The sequence below is a fragment of the Tenacibaculum sp. AWR4_210 genome, from assembly GCF_056160945.1.
Map to the genome: position 1 here is coordinate 81,800 of NZ_JBSWYF010000003.1, position 21,848 is coordinate 103,647.

The 21,848-nt window shown below is 32.2% G+C and carries 26 protein-coding genes and 1 pseudogene; 9 read left to right on the forward strand and 18 right to left on the reverse strand.

Going from position 1 to position 21,848, the window contains the following annotated elements; translation table 11 throughout:
* Window positions 1–30 precede the first annotated feature (30 nt).
* From ACXAG7_RS06320 to ACXAG7_RS06355, 8 genes and pseudogenes are all read right to left on the reverse strand, one after another.
* A pseudogene (locus ACXAG7_RS06320) lies at window positions 31–609 on the reverse strand (recombination protein NinG); the annotation flags it as partial.
* 1 nt (window position 610) lies between these two features.
* Window positions 611–1,561, reverse strand: coding sequence for a hypothetical protein (locus ACXAG7_RS06325; RefSeq protein WP_476666331.1), 951 nt, complete (start codon window positions 1,559–1,561; stop codon window positions 611–613).
* A 2-nt stretch (window positions 1,562–1,563) separates the two neighbouring features.
* Window positions 1,564–2,484, reverse strand: a complete 921-nt coding sequence (locus ACXAG7_RS06330; RefSeq protein WP_476666332.1) for a recombinase RecT — start codon at window positions 2,482–2,484, stop codon at window positions 1,564–1,566.
* Between the two features lie 86 nt (window positions 2,485–2,570).
* Window positions 2,571–2,786, reverse strand: coding sequence for a hypothetical protein (locus tag ACXAG7_RS06335; RefSeq protein WP_476666333.1), 216 nt, complete (start codon window positions 2,784–2,786; stop codon window positions 2,571–2,573).
* Window positions 2,787–2,804: 18 nt separating this feature from the next.
* Window positions 2,805–3,146 (reverse strand): helix-turn-helix domain-containing protein, encoded by a 342-nt coding sequence (locus ACXAG7_RS06340; protein ID WP_476666334.1) that lies wholly within the window; start codon window positions 3,144–3,146, stop codon window positions 2,805–2,807.
* A gap of 233 nt (window positions 3,147–3,379) precedes the next feature.
* Entirely contained in the window at window positions 3,380–3,601 is a 222-nt protein-coding gene (locus tag ACXAG7_RS06345; protein ID WP_476666335.1) for a hypothetical protein, read from the reverse strand.
* On the reverse strand, window positions 3,601–3,885 hold the full coding sequence (locus ACXAG7_RS06350) for a hypothetical protein (RefSeq protein WP_408044238.1): 285 nt from the start codon (window positions 3,883–3,885) through the stop codon (window positions 3,601–3,603). The genes ACXAG7_RS06345 and ACXAG7_RS06350 overlap by 1 nt, the downstream gene beginning before the upstream one ends.
* Before the next feature lie 36 nt (window positions 3,886–3,921).
* Window positions 3,922–4,347, reverse strand: coding sequence for a hypothetical protein (locus tag ACXAG7_RS06355; RefSeq protein ID WP_476666336.1), 426 nt, complete (start codon window positions 4,345–4,347; stop codon window positions 3,922–3,924).
* A gap of 93 nt (window positions 4,348–4,440) precedes the next feature.
* Between ACXAG7_RS06355 and ACXAG7_RS06360 the strand changes: the two genes are divergently transcribed.
* The gene (locus tag ACXAG7_RS06360) at window positions 4,441–4,890 is read left to right on the forward strand and encodes a hypothetical protein (RefSeq protein ID WP_476666337.1); all 450 of its coding nucleotides are present in this window, start codon (window positions 4,441–4,443) and stop codon (window positions 4,888–4,890) included.
* Between the two features lie 232 nt (window positions 4,891–5,122).
* On the opposite strand, the gene ACXAG7_RS06365 is transcribed toward ACXAG7_RS06360, so the two are convergent.
* The 9 genes from ACXAG7_RS06365 to ACXAG7_RS06405 form a co-directional block, all read right to left on the reverse strand.
* Window positions 5,123–5,968 (reverse strand): hypothetical protein, encoded by an 846-nt coding sequence (locus tag ACXAG7_RS06365; protein WP_476666338.1) that lies wholly within the window; start codon window positions 5,966–5,968, stop codon window positions 5,123–5,125.
* Window positions 5,969–6,194: 226 nt separating this feature from the next.
* Window positions 6,195–6,938 (reverse strand): hypothetical protein, encoded by a 744-nt coding sequence (locus tag ACXAG7_RS06370; RefSeq protein ID WP_476666339.1) that lies wholly within the window; start codon window positions 6,936–6,938, stop codon window positions 6,195–6,197.
* A gap of 97 nt (window positions 6,939–7,035) precedes the next feature.
* Entirely contained in the window at window positions 7,036–8,340 is a 1,305-nt protein-coding gene (locus ACXAG7_RS06375) for a hypothetical protein (RefSeq protein WP_476666340.1), read from the reverse strand.
* Window positions 8,333–9,379 carry a hypothetical protein gene (locus ACXAG7_RS06380; protein ID WP_476666341.1) on the reverse strand — a complete coding sequence of 349 codons (1,047 nt, stop codon included), beginning with the start codon at window positions 9,377–9,379 and terminating at the stop codon, window positions 8,333–8,335. The genes ACXAG7_RS06375 and ACXAG7_RS06380 overlap by 8 nt, the downstream gene beginning before the upstream one ends.
* 274 nt (window positions 9,380–9,653) lie before the next feature.
* Entirely contained in the window at window positions 9,654–9,875 is a 222-nt protein-coding gene (locus tag ACXAG7_RS06385; protein WP_476666342.1) for a hypothetical protein, read from the reverse strand.
* Window positions 9,868–10,293 (reverse strand): hypothetical protein, encoded by a 426-nt coding sequence (locus tag ACXAG7_RS06390; RefSeq protein ID WP_476666343.1) that lies wholly within the window; start codon window positions 10,291–10,293, stop codon window positions 9,868–9,870. Before ACXAG7_RS06390 ends, ACXAG7_RS06385 begins: the two co-directional genes overlap by 8 nt.
* A gap of 112 nt (window positions 10,294–10,405) precedes the next feature.
* Window positions 10,406–10,594 (reverse strand): hypothetical protein, encoded by a 189-nt coding sequence (locus ACXAG7_RS06395; protein WP_476666344.1) that lies wholly within the window; start codon window positions 10,592–10,594, stop codon window positions 10,406–10,408.
* A gap of 211 nt (window positions 10,595–10,805) precedes the next feature.
* Window positions 10,806–11,561: a hypothetical protein gene (locus ACXAG7_RS06400; protein WP_476666345.1), complete on the reverse strand. Its 756-nt coding sequence runs from the start codon at window positions 11,559–11,561 to the stop codon at window positions 10,806–10,808.
* A gap of 137 nt (window positions 11,562–11,698) precedes the next feature.
* Window positions 11,699–12,325 (reverse strand): response regulator transcription factor, encoded by a 627-nt coding sequence (locus ACXAG7_RS06405; protein WP_476666346.1) that lies wholly within the window; start codon window positions 12,323–12,325, stop codon window positions 11,699–11,701.
* Between the two features lie 581 nt (window positions 12,326–12,906).
* On the opposite strand from ACXAG7_RS06405, the gene ACXAG7_RS06410 reads away from it, so the two are divergent.
* From ACXAG7_RS06410 to ACXAG7_RS06445, 8 genes are all read left to right on the forward strand, one after another.
* The gene (locus ACXAG7_RS06410) at window positions 12,907–14,244 is read left to right on the forward strand and encodes a sensor histidine kinase (RefSeq protein WP_476666347.1); all 1,338 of its coding nucleotides are present in this window, start codon (window positions 12,907–12,909) and stop codon (window positions 14,242–14,244) included.
* A gap of 290 nt (window positions 14,245–14,534) precedes the next feature.
* Window positions 14,535–15,353, forward strand: coding sequence for a helix-turn-helix domain-containing protein (locus ACXAG7_RS06415; RefSeq protein WP_476666348.1), 819 nt, complete (start codon window positions 14,535–14,537; stop codon window positions 15,351–15,353).
* 373 nt (window positions 15,354–15,726) lie between these two features.
* Complete coding sequence (locus tag ACXAG7_RS06420) at window positions 15,727–16,155, forward strand: DoxX family protein (protein WP_476666349.1); 429 nt, start codon at window positions 15,727–15,729, stop codon at window positions 16,153–16,155.
* Complete coding sequence (gene chrA / locus ACXAG7_RS06425) at window positions 16,148–17,257, forward strand: chromate efflux transporter (RefSeq protein ID WP_476666350.1); 1,110 nt, start codon at window positions 16,148–16,150, stop codon at window positions 17,255–17,257. Before ACXAG7_RS06420 ends, chrA begins: the two co-directional genes overlap by 8 nt.
* Window positions 17,258–17,613: 356 nt before the next feature.
* Window positions 17,614–18,201, forward strand: coding sequence for a Crp/Fnr family transcriptional regulator (locus ACXAG7_RS06430; RefSeq protein ID WP_476666351.1), 588 nt, complete (start codon window positions 17,614–17,616; stop codon window positions 18,199–18,201).
* Window positions 18,202–18,301: 100 nt separating this feature from the next.
* The gene (locus tag ACXAG7_RS06435) at window positions 18,302–18,967 is read left to right on the forward strand and encodes a peroxiredoxin-like family protein (protein ID WP_476666352.1); all 666 of its coding nucleotides are present in this window, start codon (window positions 18,302–18,304) and stop codon (window positions 18,965–18,967) included.
* 4 nt (window positions 18,968–18,971) lie between these two features.
* Complete coding sequence (locus ACXAG7_RS06440) at window positions 18,972–19,349, forward strand: hypothetical protein (RefSeq protein ID WP_476666353.1); 378 nt, start codon at window positions 18,972–18,974, stop codon at window positions 19,347–19,349.
* A gap of 2 nt (window positions 19,350–19,351) precedes the next feature.
* Window positions 19,352–20,185, forward strand: coding sequence for an oxidoreductase (locus tag ACXAG7_RS06445; RefSeq protein WP_476666354.1), 834 nt, complete (start codon window positions 19,352–19,354; stop codon window positions 20,183–20,185).
* Window positions 20,186–20,750: 565 nt separating this feature from the next.
* Here the strand turns inward: ACXAG7_RS06445 and ACXAG7_RS06450 are convergent.
* Window positions 20,751–21,848 carry an alanine racemase gene (locus ACXAG7_RS06450; protein WP_476666355.1) on the reverse strand — a complete coding sequence of 366 codons (1,098 nt, stop codon included), beginning with the start codon at window positions 21,846–21,848 and terminating at the stop codon, window positions 20,751–20,753.

The following is a 21,848-nucleotide window of genomic DNA, read 5'->3' on the forward strand; positions in this document are numbered from 1 at the left end:
CGTAAACTCCTCTCCGTTTTGAATACCTCTTATTATTCTCCTTGCCTTCGAAATAGCCTCTTTAAGCTCTTCTTTTGACAATTTGATGATCTTATATCTACTTGATAAAGTTTCGACGTAATCAGTATAATTTTGACCGTATCGAGTAATTAAACCGTTGTAATACCCTTCTGGATTCCCTCCCAAATCAACATTGCACTCTTTGCATTGCTTATGAATGTTGTCAAGATGGAATCTCAATGTTGAATTACTCCCAACGCTTTTTTTATGCCCTCCATGAGCCTCTCTTGTGAACTTCCCTGTATTACCATGTCCACAACTTATACACCCATGCTTTTCATCTAATAATCGAGCGATACCGTTAACCAATATCTGGAGCTCTTTTTCAAATGCAGACTTTGTCTTTACTTTATTCTCTTTGATCTCGCGAGTCTTATTCGCTACTTTCCTTTTCTGTAAATCCCTCTTACCTTCTTCAGTAGATAAATTCCATTTGACAATACATGAAGCACAAAGCCCGTATCTTCGATACATTACAACTTCACCACACCCTTCAAAATCTTTGGCGTTGTTGATCCCTTTACATGCTTTAGGCTTTGTGCTAATCATCTTATGCTACTTTTTGAATAGATTTTAATTCAACTAACTTCTTTTGATTCTCTGGAATACTCATTAAAACAGTATTCATGTACTCTCTGGCTAACTTTACCATTTCCTTTAATTGGCTATTTCTTACAGAGCAATAAGAATGATGAAATACTTTTACTCTCATTTCTTCGGGAATCTCAACGAATACACCTTTAAACCAATCCAATTGCACTTGTAATGAAGACTCTTGACAAAAGGCCTCTAAGCCCTTCTCTGTGAAGATGTGGTTACATACCGTTTCAACTACTAAATCTCTTCCAATATCGTCCTTGATATTTCCTTCTTGGTCATACACGTTATGTTTCCAATCAAGGCGCTTTAACTCATCGTTTAACAATCTTGTTGGGGTGTCAACCAAAACGTAAACCAACTCAGCTTCCTTTAATTCCCATAAATCCATGTAACAATCCAATTGCCATTCATAGGCCTTATTCTTAATTGCTGTATCTGTCAAAGGAAAACTCTCGTAAGACCAAGAAGTCTTCATATCGCGAATTTTAGACTGGGCATTATCACACTCCCCATTGAAAAAATCGTTTTGTTTACGAACCTTGTTTTTGATTAAGAGCTTGTCAATTACATTTGAATAAGTAGTAAATGACTTATCCTCCTTTTGAATACCCTTATCCAGGTACTTTGCTTTAATCTTTGAGCTTCTCTTTGTTAAATGCTCGTACACTAGTTGCTCAAGATATTTTTTTGCTCCATCGGTTAAAGTGCATTTTGCGTTCTTTTTCTCGATGAGAGAACCTAAGGTTCCAAGCTGAGTAACCGTCAAAGGTTTCGCTCCTGGATTATTGTATCTTTCAAGAAGTGAGTCATGGGTTGCCTGCTGTCTAGGAGTCAAAGGTTTTGGAACACCTCCCATGATATTAACTACTGAGTGTGGACGGAATTTATAATTTTCGAACATAATTACTGCTGTGTTTCTTGGTTAAAAAGAATTCTGTTTTCTGCCTCGGTGATCTGGGCATCAAATAACCCTAATTGCTCTTTGTCAAGTGAGTTTTTAACTTCTTCAAGCTTCTCCATTGAATTGGCTCGCTGGATAAATCCTTCTATCCTGCTATTTTCCTCCTCAACACTTTCCGCTTCAATATCAATAGTTTCTGGAGCATCTATGTATTCAAATTTATCTTCTCCTCTAATAACTGCTTGGTCATACTTAACAGCTTCCTGCATCTGAATACTTAAAGGAGCGAATTTTGATAGAAGTTGCTTGATAACGGTTTTAGCCGCCATCGCTTCAAACATTTGCTTCCAATTTGAATAGCTCTTATCATAAGACTTTGAGTACTTCTGCCCGTGTTTCTTCAAATCTTCAACACTCATGTACAAGGCCTTTTCAAAACCGTTATTTAACCTTATGTAAGAAACATAACCGCCAATCTTTAAATTTTTTCTTTTTGAATCTTCAATCCATTCAAACTCCATTGCTCCAACTAATCTATCTATGCTTTTAAGTTCTCCTTCTCTTACATCTGACACATTAATTGTTCTGTATTGACCACTTCTTAATGCTAATTGAATGAATCCTTTATATCCTAATTGGAATTGCGCTTCTAGAGTATTGGTTTTGTTATTTCGATAAGGCAATACATATGCGAATCCAAGATTGTTATCCAAAGGCAAACCAAGTGAAGTTGCCTTAATAGCGGAATACATTACCGTGTTGGGAGCGCAATCTTGAAGAGAAGCGTTATTACTCACTAGAGAAACACAGTTAGTTACAAAGGTTTCCTTTCTGCTTCCTAAAACCTGCGATAAATAGTCGCTTGTTTTGTCGTTTGTCAAATAGCGATTAAATGCTACAAGACCGTTCGGTTTTTTTTCCATAATTTTGTCTTTTAAGTTAGTTTGACTTCAATTTAATTTCTAATGATTTGGAGTTAAAACCCCCGTTTTGGCGAACGGGGATTTTTTTATTTCGGAATCCCGAAACCTACATGAACCCTCCTGTTTGTTTTTAAACAATCCGAAAAGATTGAATAATAATAAGTGCACCTCTTTTTAGCTTTTTCATAAGCTCCGAGTTCTGTTTCAACATCAGTTCCAATTATTAACTCAGTGATTTTGTCCTTAATTCTTTGCGATACATCAACTCCATTTTCATTGAAGTAACTTGAGTACTCATTCATTATTTTTTAGGGTTGTGATTAGACTGAGAGGCTTTGTTTCCTATCTCTAAATTCCTCTAAATCGAATCGGGTTACTTGATAATCTCTTTTATTCTTTCTAGATGCCTGTAATTTGATCCTACCTTGATTAATTCCTCTAGTAATCCAATTAATAACTGTTGGAACCGATACTTTCATTATCCTGGATACTTCTTTGGCTGAAAGAATTTCTTTCTTTTTTTTGTTTTCATTTTCAACCTCCTGAGCTTTTCTGTACTCTTCAATAGCTGTTTTGCTCGCAAACTCAGCTACCTGTCGCGTATAAGCTTCAAAAATGTCTCTCGAGATAATAATAGTATCTTGTTTAATCTCTGTATACATGGCTCTTGATTAATTTTTGTTAAAGGGAGGCGATCATTGGGAACGCCTCCCAGAACATGAGAAAAACACGAATTACAAACAACAAACTACTCTTACCTTGAATGGTCCCCTAAACTCAGTAAGAGCTCAACAACAAATCCGTTTCTCTTTAATTTTTTCTTTAATGGAGGAAGTAGTAAACCTCCCTTATCTTTTTTGCGTGTCTTTTAAAAAAATCACTACTTTTTGAAGTTCTATTCTGCTAATATTCCGTTTTGAATCTTGATATACTTTTGCATGAACTCTATTACCTTGTCTTCCTTGTCCTCTGGCACTGACCAGAATCCCGCTCCACAAAACCAATGAGTTCTTAGTGTATTCGGTTTACGATTGAAATACTTTGATGCTTTCAACATGAAATCCGTTTTGTTTTCAATCTCTAACCACAATCGTTTTATGTTTTCTATTTTCTCCATTAAGCTACTTTGGCCAAATCAGCCTTTAATAATTGAACACCTAGTTTCTCCTCCATTTCGATTAAAGCGCTTCTTAAAGCTGTCTTGTAATCAGTCTTATCTTCGTAGTAGTACTCAACTACTGTGTAATCACTCTGTGAAAACCATCCGTCTAAAATGAATTCCTGCAATAGCAATTTCAACTTCTTTTCTCCCGTAAAAGAATGGGTAGATAATTGAGAAGTAATTCGATACCTATTTCCGTTTGGTAAAATCCCTGTGAAGTTGTTGGCTTTAAGTTTCATTTGTATAATGTTTTAAGTTAGTTTCAGTTCCTTAGATTAAGATGCTAGCAAGTTGACTATCTCCATTTCATCATTCCTCAACACTTCAAGCCTCTTATCAAGTTTCAGTTTCAATTCTGAATAAAATTGATAAGTCTTGCTAACATCTGATCTTTCATAATCACTGAGCCTCAACGCCTTCAAATTCCTTGCTATCCTAACCAACTTTAATGGATACTTAGCTTCTCTCTCAGTTAAATACTCTACATCAACAGCAACCGACAAAAACATGAAATCAGAAGATTTGAAATTGAAGCGGTAAAGATTTGTAGTGTCAACATTCTTTACGGCCTCGATTAATTCATCTAAAGACTGTACAAACGAAGTTTCTCCGGCAATCGTAATTTTTAAACCTTGACTTGCAACTCTCATGTTTAACTTTTTGAGCTCCTCTAGTTTTGAAATAATTGCAATTGCCTTCATAATTTTTTATATCTTTGTTGTTGTTGATGATACAAATATATAACTTTTGTTATATGTAAACAATAATTTATTATACTTTTTTTTATATTTTTTATGTCTGAAGTTGGTCAAAGGTTAAAAACCCTTATAAAATCAAGCGGTTACACAAATAAGAAATTCGCTGAATTGGCGGAAGTTGCACCTAACTATATAAGTATCCTTATAAGAAAAGGGGAAATATCAGATAAATTTAAATATAGTATAACTAAAATTATACCTAACGCCAACATAGATTGGTTGGAAACAGGTGAAGGATCTCCTTTACTTGAAGAAAATGAAGGTCAAACGTTATTTGAGCAAGGAAATAGCACAAACACAATCAAAGTAGGAAACATAGAAGTAAACGTCGATGAGTTTGCTTTGGCAGCAGCTCAAAACATGGACTTATTAAAGGAAAAGCCTGTATTCTACAACACTTTCGTTATCGAAGCGATCAAATTAATTAAAGAAGCTCAAAAAGGAGATGGAACTATCGACGTCTCCAAACTTGTAGGAAGAAGGTAAGTTGAGTTTGCTAACCTTTATAAACACGCCTCCAGAAATTGCTAATTTTGAAGAGACAAACCCCTATTGATTTTTGAATAAGACATACATCGTCGTACTGTTGCTCTAATTTTAAATTTTTGACATAAAAAACACCTCGAAACAGGTGTCTTGTGGTAAGATGATATATTTTACTAACGGTTCGGCTAAGCTGCGTTTTAATGCAGTTTAGGTGGTGTTGTAGTGCGTTTTGTTATTCAATTCTAGCTTCAATTATTTCTTTTTCAAGTCCTAATAATGTCATTTCAAATAAAAATTTGTGAACTTTGAAAAATAAATCCCATTGATTTTCAGTCCAAATTTTTTGTTGTTTAAAGTAAGCTCCGTGAGCTAGAGAATTTCTCAAATCCGATACATTACTCTTATTTCCACCGATACTTTCAATAAGCTCTTTTAGGTTGTTTTTAAATGATACATAAACAGGTTCTTTTCTCTCATATACTTTTGTTCCAAGATTTTTTAAACTTTCAGCTAATCTATTTTTACTATTAATGTTTTCAATCCAATGTTGTTCAATGAAAGACCATAAAGCTAATTCACTTATAAAAGTACTTGATTTTTTAATTTCTCTTAAATATTCGAAAATAGCCAAATATTCAGTTAAGTTTTTTCGGTAAATACTTTCAGTAATGTTTATGATTCTTAAAAGTTTCTCGTTTGTTATATTCTCACCACCAATTGATTCGTAATATTTAGGAGTCGCAGGTTGTTTCGTTGTATTTCCATTTTCATGTGTTACAATAATTCCCGTTTGAGAGAGGAGAGAATTGCAGAATGTTTCTGAAACAGATTTTAAAATTCTTGCAATTTTAATACTATTTTCAATATCAAATTCTGAATCATTAAAAATCCATAAACAATGGTCATAAAGACTTACATGACCATGTGAAATTTGATAAAACTTATCTCCTAGATCTTTTAATGGAGATATGCCATCAATTACTTCTTTGGATGTATAAAAATTCCAATTTCCGTGATTTCTAATGCTCAGGTCATTTTTTAGAGGATTTAAAATCCAATAAGGAGAATATTTATTCATATCATTTTTTCGGGAATGCACTACAACGGACTTGTGTATGAAACGTAGCGTGTAAAAAGACGCTAACTTTTCGGATAAACACAGAGCCGAATTTTTATATTTTCTTTTTAACTTATCAATCTTAAAAGCCAAATTTAAAAATTTGGCGGTCTTCGCAAATAAGCACAAACCTTTCGTTTTAGGACATATTAGCTATGTATTATACACGTTGTTGCCACACGTTTTTTTATTCCTCTTCTTCTAACCGTTTTAATTTTTCTTCTGTAAGTAGTTTCTTTTTAAAAACTGCTTTTTCGTTTTCTTTTAAATTGTCCAATTCGTTTTTAAAAAATTCGGCTCTTTTTACTCGAAAAGCTAACCTGAACATATGTAAATCTTCTTCGAATGGTCTTGGCATTGTTGCTAAAAGTGTATTTTGAGTCCTTTCTTTATTATAAGCTATTGATTCGTTCCATATTGCTTCAATATTTTCAACAAGCTTATTATTTATATGAGCTTTAAACTCTTCTTGTATCCCGTCGATATATTCTATTTCCGTCACTAATAATGAACCACATACAATTGAAAATAATTTATGGAATGAATATTTCAATACATCTTCGCTTGAATAGGTTTCAGGTGTATCTTCAGGTTTATGTTTTAGCAGATATTTGTTTAATTCGGGATTTATTTCATCGAGTGATTCAAAAGATGTAGCATTGTGATTATGGGCGAACTGATTTCTAATTTCCATTAGTTTTATCAGATGTTTATATTCTGTATTATCTATTTCCTCTAAATCGAATAATAAATCTATTTTGGATTTAAAGGATAGCGCACTTGATTTATTACCTAAAGTTTTTAAATTGTCAGAAGAGATTCTTAATATACTTCGGATTAAACTACTTGATGTTTGCTCCAATCTTAATAAACGAGCAATGACAAAACTTCGAAGCTCCATATTCAATGATGTCCATTTTTCTCTTTTCATTCGTGAGTTTTCTTAAATGTGTGGCAACGTTCTGTATATGGTGTCGTGGCTGACGTTAGAAAGCCATGCACTATATACTTTGTTAGCTGTAGTACTGTTAATTAGGTTTTATATTTTTAAACATTTTTTCCGCTATACCTTTAATTCTTTTCCCTTTAGTTTTTAAAATAGCATCAAACAAATCTTGATTTAATTTAGGCATTTCTTTAAAGTCTGAAAGGTCATTTCTTTCAATGAAGTTTTTGAATTTTGTGATTCCAATTCCAGAACTTAGCTTGTTCAAAATAATTTCATCATTTTGAATTCCTCTTTCAAAATAGTACTTCCACCTATCTTTTGATATTTCAGATAGTTTTTCTTCAGAAATATTAGCGGCTACAGTTGAAGTACCATACCTATTTCCAAAATAAACTACTAAATATGCTTGAAAGCAATCTAACAAAGCAGGTGAAGGGATAGTAGAACCTAAATTTGCAAGTCTTCTTATTGCTGATGGCTCATTATAGAAATTATTATAGGCAAAATGCGTTTCAACAACTACTTTCGCTGCTTTTTTAAATGTTACAGAGCGTAAATTTTCAGGAACATAATCAAAACCTTTAACCTTAAGTAAAGCATTCTTAACACCTGATGATGCAATTGTATTGCCTGATGCAGTAGCATCTCTATATGTTGTACCTACATTCCACTTATCGTTTTCTGTAATCTTACTCCAGATATGAGGTAAAATTAAATTCAGATTGGAAAGTGAATTCTCTAGTTTGGCACCTTGTTCACTTTTTATAGCTGATGTTAAGATTGTTAAAACGGTTTTTAAATAAAAAACTGGGCTATTTATAACTTGGTCTATTTGAGCATCACTTATGCTAAGACTTTCATTCAAAAGTCTGTCCCTAAAATTCGAAAACTCTAAGGCTATTGAAATATTGTCTTCCGATAAAATATACTGAATGCTTGATTTAACAATGGACATCGCAGACAATTTATCTAACTCTTCAACACTAGATGATGAAAAGTAATGAGTAATTAGTTCGTTAGCTTGTCTAAGTTTAAGTGCAGCTGTTGAGCTAATTACACCTAATTGTTCTGCTAAATTAATAGTAGAATAATCAGTAAGTGATGTATCAACAGTAGAATACTCATCAATATCTTCTCGGTTTAAAAGTTCTCCTATAAACTTCATCCCAAGTGTTGAAAGTGTTTCTTTTAGTTTTGTCATTGCCTTTTTCCAAGCAAATTCAGCAGCCATATCAAAGGCTTCCATATTAAAAGCATTCACAATGTGGGTCTGCTGTTTCGGTGATAGACTGATAGCATATGGAACAATTTCTATTGCCTCACTTTTATTTACAGGAATGATTTCTCCATCAGTTCCTTTCCATAATATTATATCCTTACTCATCTTTTTTCCAATATTTCGATTTTCCGTCTTGTGATTTATACATACAAGCAGAAAAGTTCTGAGAATTAATCATTGATTGAAAAGCTCTTGTTCTTGCTCCTCCATTTATATCTATATCGCCATCAATTTTGGGGATAAACATATGATAACCAATTATCTTTGCAGTATCTGTTAAAATTGTTATTCCATCGTGATTTAACATAGAAATTAATATTCTACTATGTGAAATAAGATTAACAGATGTGTCATTTGATTTTTCAACTTCACAATTCTGTATAAATTCTTGAAAGTTGATAGGGTTTTCTAAATAAATACAGTCATTAAATCTAGTTTTGACTGTATTTATAGTTTCTTCATTATCTTTAACTACGGCTATTAGGTTTCCGTGTCCAATTCTAATTGCTTCGTTCAGAGTTTTGCTTATAAACGTATGGACAGTCTCTTGAATATCTTCATTGCAGGAAGATGTTATATCTTCACATATATTTTGAATATCATCATTTTCTTCTAGATTATATTCGATTAAGTCCAAAGAGATTACTAGCCTACTTTGTTGTCCAATTAATTCAACGGTTTTAGAGCCAATATTTCGAATATAAGCTAAAGAGTATTCATCTTGAACAACACCAAGTTTTCCAACAGTTTGTTCATAAAGTGATGGACTAGTCTCAATTATTTCAGAATCGATAAGTCCATATTTTAAACTTTTATCTTTTATTTCGATAACAATATTCCAATTACCAACTGCTAATGGTGCACATAATTTTAGAATTTTAGAAAATTCGGAAGAAGCAAGTTCTGTCGTATTTATTATTATCTCTCTATTAGAAATTGATTTAAAATAATCCCAATCAGTAACTATAAGTATTTCAGGGTAAAGTCTTTCTCCTTCCTCATAATAATCTGATATTAGATTAATAAGTTCTAAGATACCTTCTTTTAATTCAGGCTTTCTTGTGAAGTTTTCTTCGTATAAGAATTCTCCAATGGCAGATAATGCATTTTCCTTAAGTGAATTCTTCTTTAATGGTTTTGTCATTTATTATCTGTTCGTTTCTTCAATTACGAGTGTCGTTTTGTATTACAGCTAACTTGTTTATATACGCATAAAATACGTCGTTATACAGCTTGTTTAGTTTGTAATCGATGTATTTGTATATCAATATAACTTTACTAGTTCGTAAATATAAAGATGAAAGAGTTATTACAATTACGGAAAACCGTAATAAAAGTAGGGAAAAACTATAATTTTAAACGAATAGAAAATTAGCTATAAAAAAAAGCGCCCTATTACAGGCGCTATCTTTAATGAGTTAACAAAAGCTTTGGACCAATTCAAAATCCACACTCATTACCTCTACTCTTCCCATTGATGATATTTCACATTTATGAGTATCAATGAGCTCATTTTGTCTCTTTACTTCTTCATTCGTTCGTTCTTCTAAATCTTTTGCTATTTCTTCCTTATTCTTTACTTCATCCGATAAATACCCAGATCGTTTTATCTTCTCTCTATACGACATCTTCTCACTCATTATCTAACGCATTTTTAAGTAGTTCAATTGATTTATCTTTATAAAGAAGTTTCTTTTCTTCTTTGATCATGTCATTTTCTTGAACATCCAAAAGAATAAAGTCAAACAAGTCCCTTATTAGCGACTTTAATTTTTCTTCGGAGAAAAGTATTGCATTCTGAATCAAGGCAAACAATCTGCCTGAAAGCACTGATAACACCAACATACTTCCCCAATAATAAAACCAAGGAAAATCAGGTGTACCGAATAAAACTTTTTTTGGAATAAATAAGTTGATCATAAAGTAACAGGCTACATAAAGGTACATATTAGCCCCTAGATTAACCAAAGGCCTAATATCTTCTTGAACCTTACTTACTAAATACTTTATAAATAACGCCGAGCACAACAATGATAGATTGATGCCTAATGCGTTCAAAAAAGAGGACATATATGAATATCCAAATATGCCCTTGATATCATTTACATTGAAAATTACATGTATAAATCTCGAAGTAGTCCCTATAAAGACCAAAAATGTCAGATAAATACTACTCTTGGTCGTCAGGAACCCCGTTACAATTCCTGTCATTCTGCGGGCAATCCTTCTCAGGATCGATCTTAAATTCTGTGCGATTTTGTGCCTGTCCATTTCTTTCAATTTCTTCTAATGAGTTGTCTGTACAACTACAAAATGAACCAATACTAACCACGGCTAACACCACTAACAATTTTTTCATAATCTACCTTATTTTAAATTTAAAAAGGTAAAGTTACGGCATTAATGTAGCTTTAGTAATTAGGTTTACTTTTAGTTATTAATTATTATTTAACAATTCGATACTCTGCTCAACAGGGGCGTTGAACAGCAATTTTTTTAATAAGACACTCTACAAATTTATAGGATTTTTTGTTCTCTACAACTTATCGAGACGGTTTTTTCATTTAAATCTACTTATCGTTTGCTATTTCCTTCAAGATTTTGAAGGTTTCGTCAAGCTTCTCAGGTCTAGAATTTCTGAGAGCAACCTTGGCTATATCATACATTTGCATACGAAGCTTGTAAATTCTATCCTGCTTATACTTAGTTATAAAATGAATTGCTAGAAACATCAATATTGCAGATAATATCGTTACAAACACATAACTAGCTTTGGTTAAGTCTTGAAAACTTTGGAAAATCCAAAAAAAATAGTTGAAACAAACAGATAACATAAAAGTATGCACAAGCTTAGCTCCAACATTAAATCGCTCCCTCATAAACGATTTAATGAGGTTATATATAGCATAAAAGAACACACAAGAAATCAATCCAAACCGTTCTAAAAAATGCTGAAAAGAACTAAAAACAAGGAACTTATTATTTTCAATCTTTTTTACAAACAAACTATGAGTCTTCTTCTTATCAGAATTGGCTATCTTATAATTTTCATATTCCTGAGTTCCTAAAGCTAATTTTTTAACCTTATTTAAGGCAATAGTATTCCTTCTCTTGGCCTCTTCATACTTCTTTTCTGCGAGTAATATATCTTCCCCGTAAGGTTCTATAAACTTGTGTAAGTAAAATGAGGTTGCACAAAAAATTAACACTATGTAAGTCAACACTTTCCTAATCGTCGTCTGAATCCGATGTCTGGGGCGTCCCTCCTCCTGGGTTAATGTCTCCCCCTTTGTCGATTGCTTGTTTTGCTTCCAATAACGCTTCATGCTCTGCTGTATTATCTGTACAAGAAATAAAAACTAAACTAACAGCAAACAATAGTAATACTAACTTTTTCATCATTATAAGGTATAAATTCAACCTATAAAGATACGAAAGCATACTAGTTCACAGCTTTAATTAGCTACTTCTTGCCTCCTGTTAATAATTTGATTAGCTCTAAATTGTCGTTTAATCCTAACTTCTCACGAACTCTCCTGAAATAAGTCTTTACTGAACTTAAACTAATTCCTTTTTCATAAGCTATCTCTTTATAACTATAAAATTCGATCATAGGCAAAAGCTCTAGCTCTCTATCTGATAACTGTTGAGCCAACATCTTATCCTTCAAATATTGACTTTCTTCTGTAATTGAAGAAATAGAAGGAAAATAGTTACCTCCGTGAGATATATTTATAATTGCTTTTCCCAAGTCATCATGACATCCTGCTTTGGTTAAAAAACCTTTCACATTATACCTAGACTTCATTTCTTCAATGAACTCATTACTATAATGTGCAGAAGAAACCAATACTTTAATTTCAATTTTATTTTTTTTCAAATACTCCAAGACTTGAATCCCATCAAAACGAGGCATTTCTAAATCCAAAATCAAAATATCAAACGAATGATCCTTACAATACTTAACCAAATCAACTCCGGTAGTAAATACCTTGGATATGGTTACATCATCCATTAAGTTTATAAGGGCCATATAACCTTTAACAACGACATCGTGATCCTCTGCTATTACCACTTTCAATTTACTCATGCCACAAAACTATTACTTAAAAAACTTCTTCTTGTAAACCAATTAGGTATAGGGACCATTTTTCTTAAAGATCAATAAGCACAACAAAAAAACATCTTACAGATAAACCGACATTAACCAACAACCAAACCCCATAAAAACAAAGCATTAACCTCCTAATACTATCCCATAATAAATACAAAAGAGATTTATTAAATCGAGTAATATAGTTAGAAGTTTATTTGGGGGCTATATGAATGTGCGAAAGAAAAGGGAAATTTAGTTTTTACCAAATATTGACGAAGAAGTTATAAGGATACAAAAAGTTGATCGCAACATCCACTTTAACAACCCAAAAACCAAAATTTTCTTTAATAACAAAATCAAACTATCAACATTATTCCTTCGGTACTAATTCTTTAATTTAATAGTGAAAGGAAGAAAAGATACTTTATGAAAAGTAACACCTTAAGAACTAGCCTGTAGTATAAATATCGTTCAAAAAATTTTAAACACATTGAATATTAATTTTAAAATCAGTTCAAAGCTTAAAAAAGGATATTATTTTAGACGCATATTTACCTGATGAAGTTAAAAATCAAATGAAATTTCTTAATTCTAATAAACACTCTAAAATTAATAAAAATACAAGAAGACATCAATTGTATTCATTATTTGAAATAAATGGCGGTAACTATATATTTTTTATACTTTTCATTATCACCCTTATTACATATTTCTCACATGACTTCCTACCAAATTACAATGAAAGTTATTATCTAGAAAAGAGCAACTTTGAAAAGTTAAAAAAAGAGAACACTAAGGCTTTGAAAATAATAAAAGATATAACCAAAGACACACCTGAATACAAGTCCTATATTCAAGTGAATAATCGTAAAAACAAAGCCTATAAGGAACTTTTGATTGAAATTGAACAAAATAAACTATATGGATTTAAATCAATCAAATTCTTTCTTGAGAAAATATCATTCATTTTCTTGATTTTTATCTACGCATTATTCTATTTATATAAGTCTCTAAAATGGGAACGGCATAATATAGGAAGTATTTTAATACACACTCAAATTTTAGCTGTATGCTTTTTTAATTTTTTTTGGATTTTTCAGAGATTTCAAAATGTTTCCAAAATAACATATTTGTTCATGAGCATTTTTTCTGGAGGACTAACTTCGCTTGCATTTTATTTCTTTAGTAAGTATAGAAAAGGAACATTTCAGAAATTGGAAGAAGAAAACAAGAAGGCTATAGAATCAATTAATAGGTTGGAAAAAGAAGTATTAATCAAACAAGAAGAACAAAGAGCTGAGGAAAGACAAAGAATTTCAGAAGAATTGCACGATGGGGTTTTAGGTAAGTTATTCGGAACACGTATGGGGCTAGGATTTTTAGATTTATCAAAAAATGAAAGTAAAGAAAAGTATCTAAGCTTTTTAGATGAACTACAAGAAATTGAAAAAGAGATCAGGGAGGTATCACACAAATTAAATACTAATCTGAATGGGTTAGATATTGGTTTTCTACAGATTGTAAAGCAATTATTTATTGATCGAAGTAAATTGCATGGTTTTAGTTACTCCATTCATTCGGATAAAAGTATCGATTGGAATATTGTTAATGAAATCGACAAAGTAAATCTATATCGCATAATACAAGAGTCTTTACAAAACACTATTAAACATGCTAGAGCCAAAAATGTCAATCTCTTCCTTAATAGAGAGAATAATGGTGTTCTTATTAAAATCGAAGATGATGGTAACGGTTTTGATACTTCCAAGAGTAAAACCGGAATTGGTCTTAAGAATATTCAATCAAGAGTAAAAAGGTTAAATGGTAAGTTCATAATAAGTTCAGAATTAAATAAAGGTACTGTATTGAATATTCAAATTCCAATTAGAGAAAAACTCACCAAAGAATTATAAACAAGAACACTACACCAAATATTTAGCTAACAAATTGTAATGAAAAAGGAATAATCATATTGATCATTCTCCTAAGTTTAGGACAGTAAAAATTACTTATCAAAAATAAAACATCCTTTTGACAATTTCAATGATAACTTTTATATTCGTTGTATAACAGTGATTAAACACGTTGATTTTAATCTAAAAAACACACATAAAAACCTATTATAAAGACACATAAAGCAACAACCCCATCGTAAATTAAGCACATTTGGTTTTTTGCTACCTTACGGACAGCAATACAATATATGAAAGTAGAACTCGAAATAAAAGACAAAACCAGACAAACCGAAGGACTAAAAATTGCTTCGTTCAAACGGCACATAAGAAAAACATCTCCGCACAAACACAATAGTTATATTGAATTTATATACTTAACTAAAGGAATTGGTTCACACACTATTGACACCAAAGAATATGAAATAAAACCGCCTGTAATCTTCACAATCCGAAAAGAGCAGGTTCATTTTTGGGATATCAAAGCAGAACCCAAAGGCTTTGTACTCATCATCAAAAAATCCTTTATCGACAACTGTTTGGACAAGGATATCAAACGCCTGATTTCAGAATTGAGCGCACAAACATATCTTTTTCCCAATGACAATTCTGCAATAGACATATTCAATATTCTGCTAAAAGAATATCAAGATAAAAAAAAAACCAACCAACCAATTATTGAAGGACTGTTAAAAGCACTTCTGGCAAAAATGCTAGAATCAGCAACACCATCCATTTCTAAAAACGGAAACAGCACAGTCTTTCAAAAATTCATTGACCTTTTGAGCAAAGAAAATGAACTCCTAAACAAGGTTAACCACTACGCCAAATTACTGAATATCACTCCGCAAAACCTAAATACAATTTGCAGAAAAGAAACAGGTCAATCTTCTACCGAAATTCTTTCAGAGCACATCATAAATGAAGCAAAAAGGCTTTTGCTTTATACGGACATTACCATAAACGAGATTGCTCACAGACTTAATTTCAAAGACAATTCCCATTTTTCAAAATACTTCAAACGACACGTTCACCAAACTCCAGTGAGCTTTAGATGTAGCAACAAGTAAATACCACACATTTTTCAAATAGACCATATTTCTGGTTGTATGTTGTATAATTTTACAACATTAAAATTCACGAAACATGAAATGGTCAGTATCAATTGTCGTTTTACTTCTACTTTGGTCTTCTGCAAACAAGAAAGAGCAAAATGCATAAGGCTAAAGGATAAAAGGAAGCGAACAGGAAAAAATTAAAAAACCATGAAAACTGCTTTATGGATTATGATACGGCAATAGTAGAAAAAGGCTATAGTAATCAGGAACTATATTGGACGGGACAAGACGAAAATTGGAAATACTCTGACCACCAAATTGAAAAAACACTACACTTTACAGTTAAAAAACATATCTACAAACAATTAAAAATTCAAAACTAATTATGTTCCAAAAAAAAATCAATTCAGATAACTTCAAAACCCCTATCATTATTCGCTTAATGGTTGGTCTGGTTTTTCTTTCAGAAGGAATTCAAAAATTTCTATTTCCTACCATTCGAGGTGCAGGACGATTTGAAAAAATCGGGCTTCCATCACCAGAATTTCTCGGTACTTTTGTTGGCACGTTTGAAATTGTTTGTGGTACATTTATTTTACTTGGCTTGCTTACCCGATTGGCAAGTGTTACAACACTCGTAATTATGTTGGTTGCAATTGTTACAACAAAATTAGAAATTTTAGCCAATGATGGATTTTGGATAATGATGCACAGAAGTCGAACTGATTGGGCAATGCTTTTAGGAAGTATTTTTTTAATTATTCAGGGTAGTGGAAATTGGTCACTTGACAAAAAATTATTTAAAAATGGATAAGAATTTAAAAGAAGTTGCTTTACTTTTTTTCAAATTAGGAAGTATTGCTTTTGGTGGTCCTGCGGCTCATATCGCAATGATGGAAAATCAAGTTGTGAATAAAAGAAAGTGGATGACCCATCAACATTTTCTTGACTTGGTAGGTGCTACCAATTTAATTCCAGGACCCAACTCCACAGAAATGATAATGCACTGTGGACACGAAAGAGCTGGTTGGAAAGGGTTGATTGTGGCAGGTGTTTGTTTCATTTTTCCTTCGGTAGTTATTACAATGGCTTTTGCTTGGCTTTATCAGCAATACGGACAACTTCCAAAAGTTGAGCCTTTCATTTACGGAATAAAACCAACAGTAATTGCCATTATTCTTGGAGCAGTTTACCGACTTGGAAAAAAAGCTCTTAAAAATGTAGAACTCGGAATCTTAGGAGCATTGACGTTGATTACTTGTTTGCTTGGAGTACACGAAATTTTGGCGTTGTTTACTTGCGGATTTCTCGGTTTAATTTGGCATTTAATCCGCAACTCTAAAAACAATCTGAACAGTTTCACTCCACTTGTTTTATTGCAGGTAACAGTATCAATGAGTAAGTTAAAAATTCTTTGGACTTTTGTTAAAGTCGGTGCCCTACTCTATGGAAGCGGATATGTTCTATTTGCTTATTTAGATGCAGAATTGGTCAATACAGGTTTGCTAACACGACAAGAATTAATTGATGCTGTAGCAGTTGGACAATTTACGCCTGGACCTGTTTTATCAACGGTAACATTTATCGGTTGGCAATTAGGTGGATTTTGGGGAGCAATAACAGCGACTGTCGGAATTTTTCTTCCTTCTTTCATTTTTGTTGCTATCTTAAATCCACTCATTCCAAAAATGCGGAAATCGAAAATTATTGTAGCTTTTTTAGACGCAGTTAACATTGCTGCAGTTGCCGTAATTTTAGCCGTTTGTGTAGAAATGGGAAAAGATACTTTGACCGATTGGCGAACAATAATTATTGCGGCACTAAGCATAATTTCTGTTTTTGTCTTTAAGAAGGTAAACAGTGCATTTATCGTTATTGGCGGAACATTGATAGGTTACCTAATGACATTGATATAAAAAAGCTAAAGCAGAAATCCATACACATTTACAATCCACTACAGTCAAAGCACAAGCCTATAATTACAAAAGAATGATCATTTCCCCGCAAATGGATTTGGGATATATACAGCAATCCCTCATCATTACAAACAATTCCTAAAAATGCCCAACACTCGGATATCTAAACTGATCATTCCCCTAAGTTTAGGACAGTAAAATTGCTAAGTTAAGTTATAAATCAAATGAAATTTCTTAATTCTAATAAACACTCTAAATATAAATAAACTAAATAAACCAAAATTATTTATATATTTATAATATATTTGGATAACCGCAATGCCTATATTTGGACGTTGTGGCACATTGAAAAAAACTTGAAAGACTACGAAAACATATTGAATAACATTAAACGATACGTTTCTCTTAATGAAGAAGACGAGAAACAATTCAGTTCCATCGTGAGAACTACTAATGTTAAACGCAGACAATTTATTGTGCAACCAAATTTTGTATGCTCACATCAAACTTATGTGTTGAAAGGAGCTTTTCGTAGCTATTTTGTAAATGATGATGGAATTGACCATACCATTCAATTTGCCATTGAGGATTGGTTTATAAGTGATTTCAATAGTTATATACATCAAACACCAGCGTCACTTTTTGTAGAAGCTTTGGAAGATTCCATTGTTCAGCAAATTGCCTATGAAGACGTTGAAAGAATATGTGGTGAAAACCCAAAATTTGAACGTTTCTTTAGGTTGGTTGCACAGAAATCTTTTGCATTTTCTCAAAGGCGAGTGCTTTCCAATTTAGGCAATTCTGCGGAAGAACGTTACATTGAATTTCAAAACCTTTATCCATCTATTGTACAGCGAGTACCTCAATATGCTTTGGCATCTTATCTTGGAATGTCGCCAGAATTCTTGAGTAAAATAAGAAAACGCATAGCCACAAAATCTTGAACTAGTTCAAGTAAATTTCCTAAATCAGTTCATTTTCTATTGGTCCGTAGTGTCTCACCTTTGTAGTGTCAATAATGACATAGTTTTAAAACAAAGAAAAATGAGTACACAAACACAAATACCTTCTTACGCAGAAGGTCTAACAGAATTACGATACAATTTAGGTACAATGTTACCTCAAGACGCACTAGATGTCTTTGATGCCGATGCAAAAACATTAAAATCAAATCATCAAAACATCTTAAAATTAAATGTTGGAGATAAAGCACCAAATTTTTCTTTATCCAATGCCATTGGAAAAACAACAACTTTAAAATCACTTTTAGAAAAAGGAAAAGTAGTCTTGACATTTTATAGAGGCTCTTGGTGTCCATATTGTAACTTACAATTAAATCAATATCAGCAGGTCTTAGAGGATATTAATTCTTTAGGAGCAAACTTGGTTGCTGTTTCACCTCAAACACCTGATGAGTCGCTCAACATTAAAGAAAAGAACGAATTGCAATTTGAGGTTCTAAGCGACAATGGAAATATTGTAACAAGACAATTCACAACGGTTTTTAAGAACGAAGAGACACCTATTGAAACAATGAAAGCTTTAGGTATTGATTTCGATAGTCATTACGCCGACGACTCTCAAGAATTGCCAGTTCCAGCAGTTTTTATAATAGAAAAAGACAGTACAATTTCTTTTGCAAAGTCAATTGACGGAGATTATAGAAATCGCGTAGAAGCTTCAGATATTATTAATTCACTTAAAAAATAGAACAATGAATACAACAATTCAAAAAATAACAGGAGCCTTCTTAGCCCTTTTAATGGTGATTTTTGGTTTAAATAAATTTCTCGGATTTATTCCAGTTGAACCACCAGCAGACCCGATTGCACAACAATTTATGGGTGCAATGTTTTCTACATACTTATTTAAAATGGTCGCTATCGCTGAAATAGTTGGAGGAATACTCTTAGTTATTCCAAAAACCAGATTTGTAGGTTGGTTAATTCTTCTTCCTCTAATATTTAATATCGTTGCTTTTCACGTAGCTCACGATTTTATTGGAAACGGAATATGGTTGTTACCAACACTTTTATTTATTGCCATAGGCTACTTCTTTAAAGTCAATATTAATTCACTAATAAAAGAATAACTATGAAAAAGAAAATTTGGCTTATAACAGGAATTTCTAGCGGATTGGGCAAAGCCCTTGCTCAATCTGCAATGGAATCGGAATGTTTTGTAATAGGAACATTTAGAAAGCAATCACAAGTTGATGCATTTAATGCTCAAAACAAGGGAAATGGTTTTGCTTTTAAACTTAACGTTACAAATGAAACTGATATTGAAAGAACAGTAGAAAACATTATATCTAAATTTGGCAGTATTGATGTTTTAGTCAATAATGCAGGAGTAGGTTTTGTTGGAGCGATTGAAGAGACTTCAATGGAAGAAGCAAGAGAAGTGTTTGAAGCAAATTTCTTTGGCACTTTAAAACTAACACAAGCTGTTCTACCTTTTATGCGAAAAGAAAAGACAGGACATATTGTTCAAATTTCATCGCACGGAGGAATAAAGGCGTTTGCAGGTTTTGGAATTTATAATGCGAGTAAATTTGCTTTAGAAGGTTTTAGTGAGGCATTGGCTCAAGAAATTGAACCTCTAGGTATAAAAGTTTCAATAGTAGAGCCAGGGCCATTCCGAACAAATTTTTCCGGAAAAGGACTTGGAGAAGCTATTAAGGTAATTGACGACTATTCTGAAACAGCAGGAGCGTTCAGAAGCAAACTAAAAGGAGTTGATGGAAAACAAGAAGGAGACCCCACAAAAGCATCTAAAGCGATTATCGATTTGGTCAATTCTAAAAACCCGACACTTCGCTTACCTCTTGGAAAGGTTGCGTTAATGACTATCGGAATGAAATTGGATAGCGTAAAATCGGATTTGGAAACGAATAGAAAAACAGCTGAAACTGCTGTATATGAATAAACAGAAAAGCGCAAAACATAAGTTTGCGCTTTTTTATTAAAACTATTATAACTTTGATACACTTCGCTCCTAGTAAATTATGCCCCCCACCTCGAAACCATCTTAATTCTATGTGTGATTGGCAATAAAAAAAAGGGAGCTCTAAGAGCCCCCTTAATTAAATTAGATTCTATATTTTTTTTCTATATAATGCATACATTTCATCATAACAATACTCATACCATACTTTTTAGAGTTAACAAAGGCTAAAACCAAGTGAATGGTCCCTATTATCAATCCAAGCTTAGTTGTAAAGTAAAAAGTAATAAGAAGTATGAAAATAATAATTCTTATAATGTCTAATGTTATTTTTTTCGATGCTATCAAATACCCACCCTTCAACAATGTCTTGATTTCCAACAATATGTGAATACAACACTTAAACTACATGTTTCATCTAAACCTAGTACTTGTTTATCACACTCATCTAATATTGTATTACGAATTTTCAATCTAAGAAAACTAAAAATCATATTAACTTAGCAAGTTTACTGCCCTAAACTGAGAGGAATGATCAAAGTTTTACTTAATCATAAATTTTGTCTATGAATTTTGAATTTAACAATCTTGCAACTGCCATATAATTAGGTTTAAATCTAATTTTATCACCAACTTTATATTTCACCTCACCTGAAGTCTTTCTATTTGCTCCAACATCGATAACTATCATATCTGAAGTAATACCAACAAAAGACAAATCCTTATCTTCAACTTCAATATCTTTTTTATCTACATCTAATAACCCAAAATCTAGTATGGCTTTATATGATGTTTCTTGTACATTGTTTTCATCAAATTCTACAGTATGACCTATATTAGCATCACTAATAACACCGTCCGGAACTAGATGCTTCTCTTTCAACTCGATAATATTAGCATAAAACTCAAAAGTATCTGTATTTAAACCTTTGAATTTCTCTCCACTCAATGGACTAATTCCGAAAAAAATGGCCTCTCCAATTCTAAAATGATTAATATCCTTTGGTATGACTTTGTTTTCTACTAAAGGAAGCGTAATCGATGTTCCTCCAGATATAAATTTCAAATTCTTTTGGAATTTTGCTGAAATAAGCTCCTTATAAAGAGATAATTGCAGCAGCTTATCATAGGAAGGCTCTACCCCATACATACAACCTAGGTTGGAACCAATCCCTATTACCTCAATATTTGAAAGGTTAAAAACTTTTCTATAGAACTCTAAAATATCTTCTCTATTCACACCTTCTCTTAACTCTCCTAATTCAATCATAATAACAATTTTATGTATGATTCCTTGGCGTTTCGCAGAACAATTTAAAGCCTCGATTGTAGGCAATGAACTGTTTAAAGAAATATCTGCATACTTTACTATTTCATCTGAATAAATTACAGCAGGTGGTTTTATATATATTGTTTTGATATTGGGTATTACTTCTCTCAAGTTTCTTAAACTAGTTAACCTAGAATCTCCAACAGAATGTATATTTGAAATCAATTCTTTAGTCAATATTTTTTTCAAAAACACTTTATCACCTGAAAATACTTTAGTAACTAGACTCCATTCAATATTGTTACTTTTAAAATAGCTATTTAGATAATGTATATTCTCTCTAATTCTTTCTGTATGTATTATTAATTCTGCCAT

Coding starts and splice junctions, on each gene's coding strand:
- ACXAG7_RS06325 (WP_476666331.1), bottom strand. CDS start 1,561: ATGTTCGAAAATTATAAATTCCGTCCACACTCAGTAGTTAATATCATG.
- ACXAG7_RS06330 (WP_476666332.1), bottom strand. CDS start 2,484: ATGGAAAAAAAACCGAACGGTCTTGTAGCATTTAATCGCTATTTGACA.
- ACXAG7_RS06335 (WP_476666333.1), bottom strand. CDS start 2,786: ATGAATGAGTACTCAAGTTACTTCAATGAAAATGGAGTTGATGTATCG.
- ACXAG7_RS06340 (WP_476666334.1), bottom strand. CDS start 3,146: ATGTATACAGAGATTAAACAAGATACTATTATTATCTCGAGAGACATT.
- ACXAG7_RS06345 (WP_476666335.1), bottom strand. CDS start 3,601: ATGGAGAAAATAGAAAACATAAAACGATTGTGGTTAGAGATTGAAAAC.
- ACXAG7_RS06350 (WP_408044238.1), bottom strand. CDS start 3,885: ATGAAACTTAAAGCCAACAACTTCACAGGGATTTTACCAAACGGAAAT.
- ACXAG7_RS06355 (WP_476666336.1), bottom strand. CDS start 4,347: ATGAAGGCAATTGCAATTATTTCAAAACTAGAGGAGCTCAAAAAGTTA.
- ACXAG7_RS06360 (WP_476666337.1), top strand. CDS start 4,441: ATGTCTGAAGTTGGTCAAAGGTTAAAAACCCTTATAAAATCAAGCGGT.
- ACXAG7_RS06365 (WP_476666338.1), bottom strand. CDS start 5,968: ATGAATAAATATTCTCCTTATTGGATTTTAAATCCTCTAAAAAATGAC.
- ACXAG7_RS06370 (WP_476666339.1), bottom strand. CDS start 6,938: ATGAAAAGAGAAAAATGGACATCATTGAATATGGAGCTTCGAAGTTTT.
- ACXAG7_RS06375 (WP_476666340.1), bottom strand. CDS start 8,340: ATGAGTAAGGATATAATATTATGGAAAGGAACTGATGGAGAAATCATT.
- ACXAG7_RS06380 (WP_476666341.1), bottom strand. CDS start 9,379: ATGACAAAACCATTAAAGAAGAATTCACTTAAGGAAAATGCATTATCT.
- ACXAG7_RS06385 (WP_476666342.1), bottom strand. CDS start 9,875: ATGAGTGAGAAGATGTCGTATAGAGAGAAGATAAAACGATCTGGGTAT.
- ACXAG7_RS06395 (WP_476666344.1), bottom strand. CDS start 10,594: ATGAAAAAATTGTTAGTGGTGTTAGCCGTGGTTAGTATTGGTTCATTT.
- ACXAG7_RS06400 (WP_476666345.1), bottom strand. CDS start 11,561: ATGAAGCGTTATTGGAAGCAAAACAAGCAATCGACAAAGGGGGAGACA.
- ACXAG7_RS06405 (WP_476666346.1), bottom strand. CDS start 12,325: ATGAGTAAATTGAAAGTGGTAATAGCAGAGGATCACGATGTCGTTGTT.
- ACXAG7_RS06410 (WP_476666347.1), top strand. CDS start 12,907: ATGAAATTTCTTAATTCTAATAAACACTCTAAAATTAATAAAAATACA.
- ACXAG7_RS06415 (WP_476666348.1), top strand. CDS start 14,535: ATGAAAGTAGAACTCGAAATAAAAGACAAAACCAGACAAACCGAAGGA.
- ACXAG7_RS06420 (WP_476666349.1), top strand. CDS start 15,727: ATGTTCCAAAAAAAAATCAATTCAGATAACTTCAAAACCCCTATCATT.
- chrA (WP_476666350.1), top strand. CDS start 16,148: ATGGATAAGAATTTAAAAGAAGTTGCTTTACTTTTTTTCAAATTAGGA.
- ACXAG7_RS06435 (WP_476666352.1), top strand. CDS start 18,302: ATGAGTACACAAACACAAATACCTTCTTACGCAGAAGGTCTAACAGAA.
- ACXAG7_RS06440 (WP_476666353.1), top strand. CDS start 18,972: ATGAATACAACAATTCAAAAAATAACAGGAGCCTTCTTAGCCCTTTTA.
- ACXAG7_RS06445 (WP_476666354.1), top strand. CDS start 19,352: ATGAAAAAGAAAATTTGGCTTATAACAGGAATTTCTAGCGGATTGGGC.
- ACXAG7_RS06450 (WP_476666355.1), bottom strand. CDS start 21,848: ATGGCAGAATTAATAATACATACAGAAAGAATTAGAGAGAATATACAT.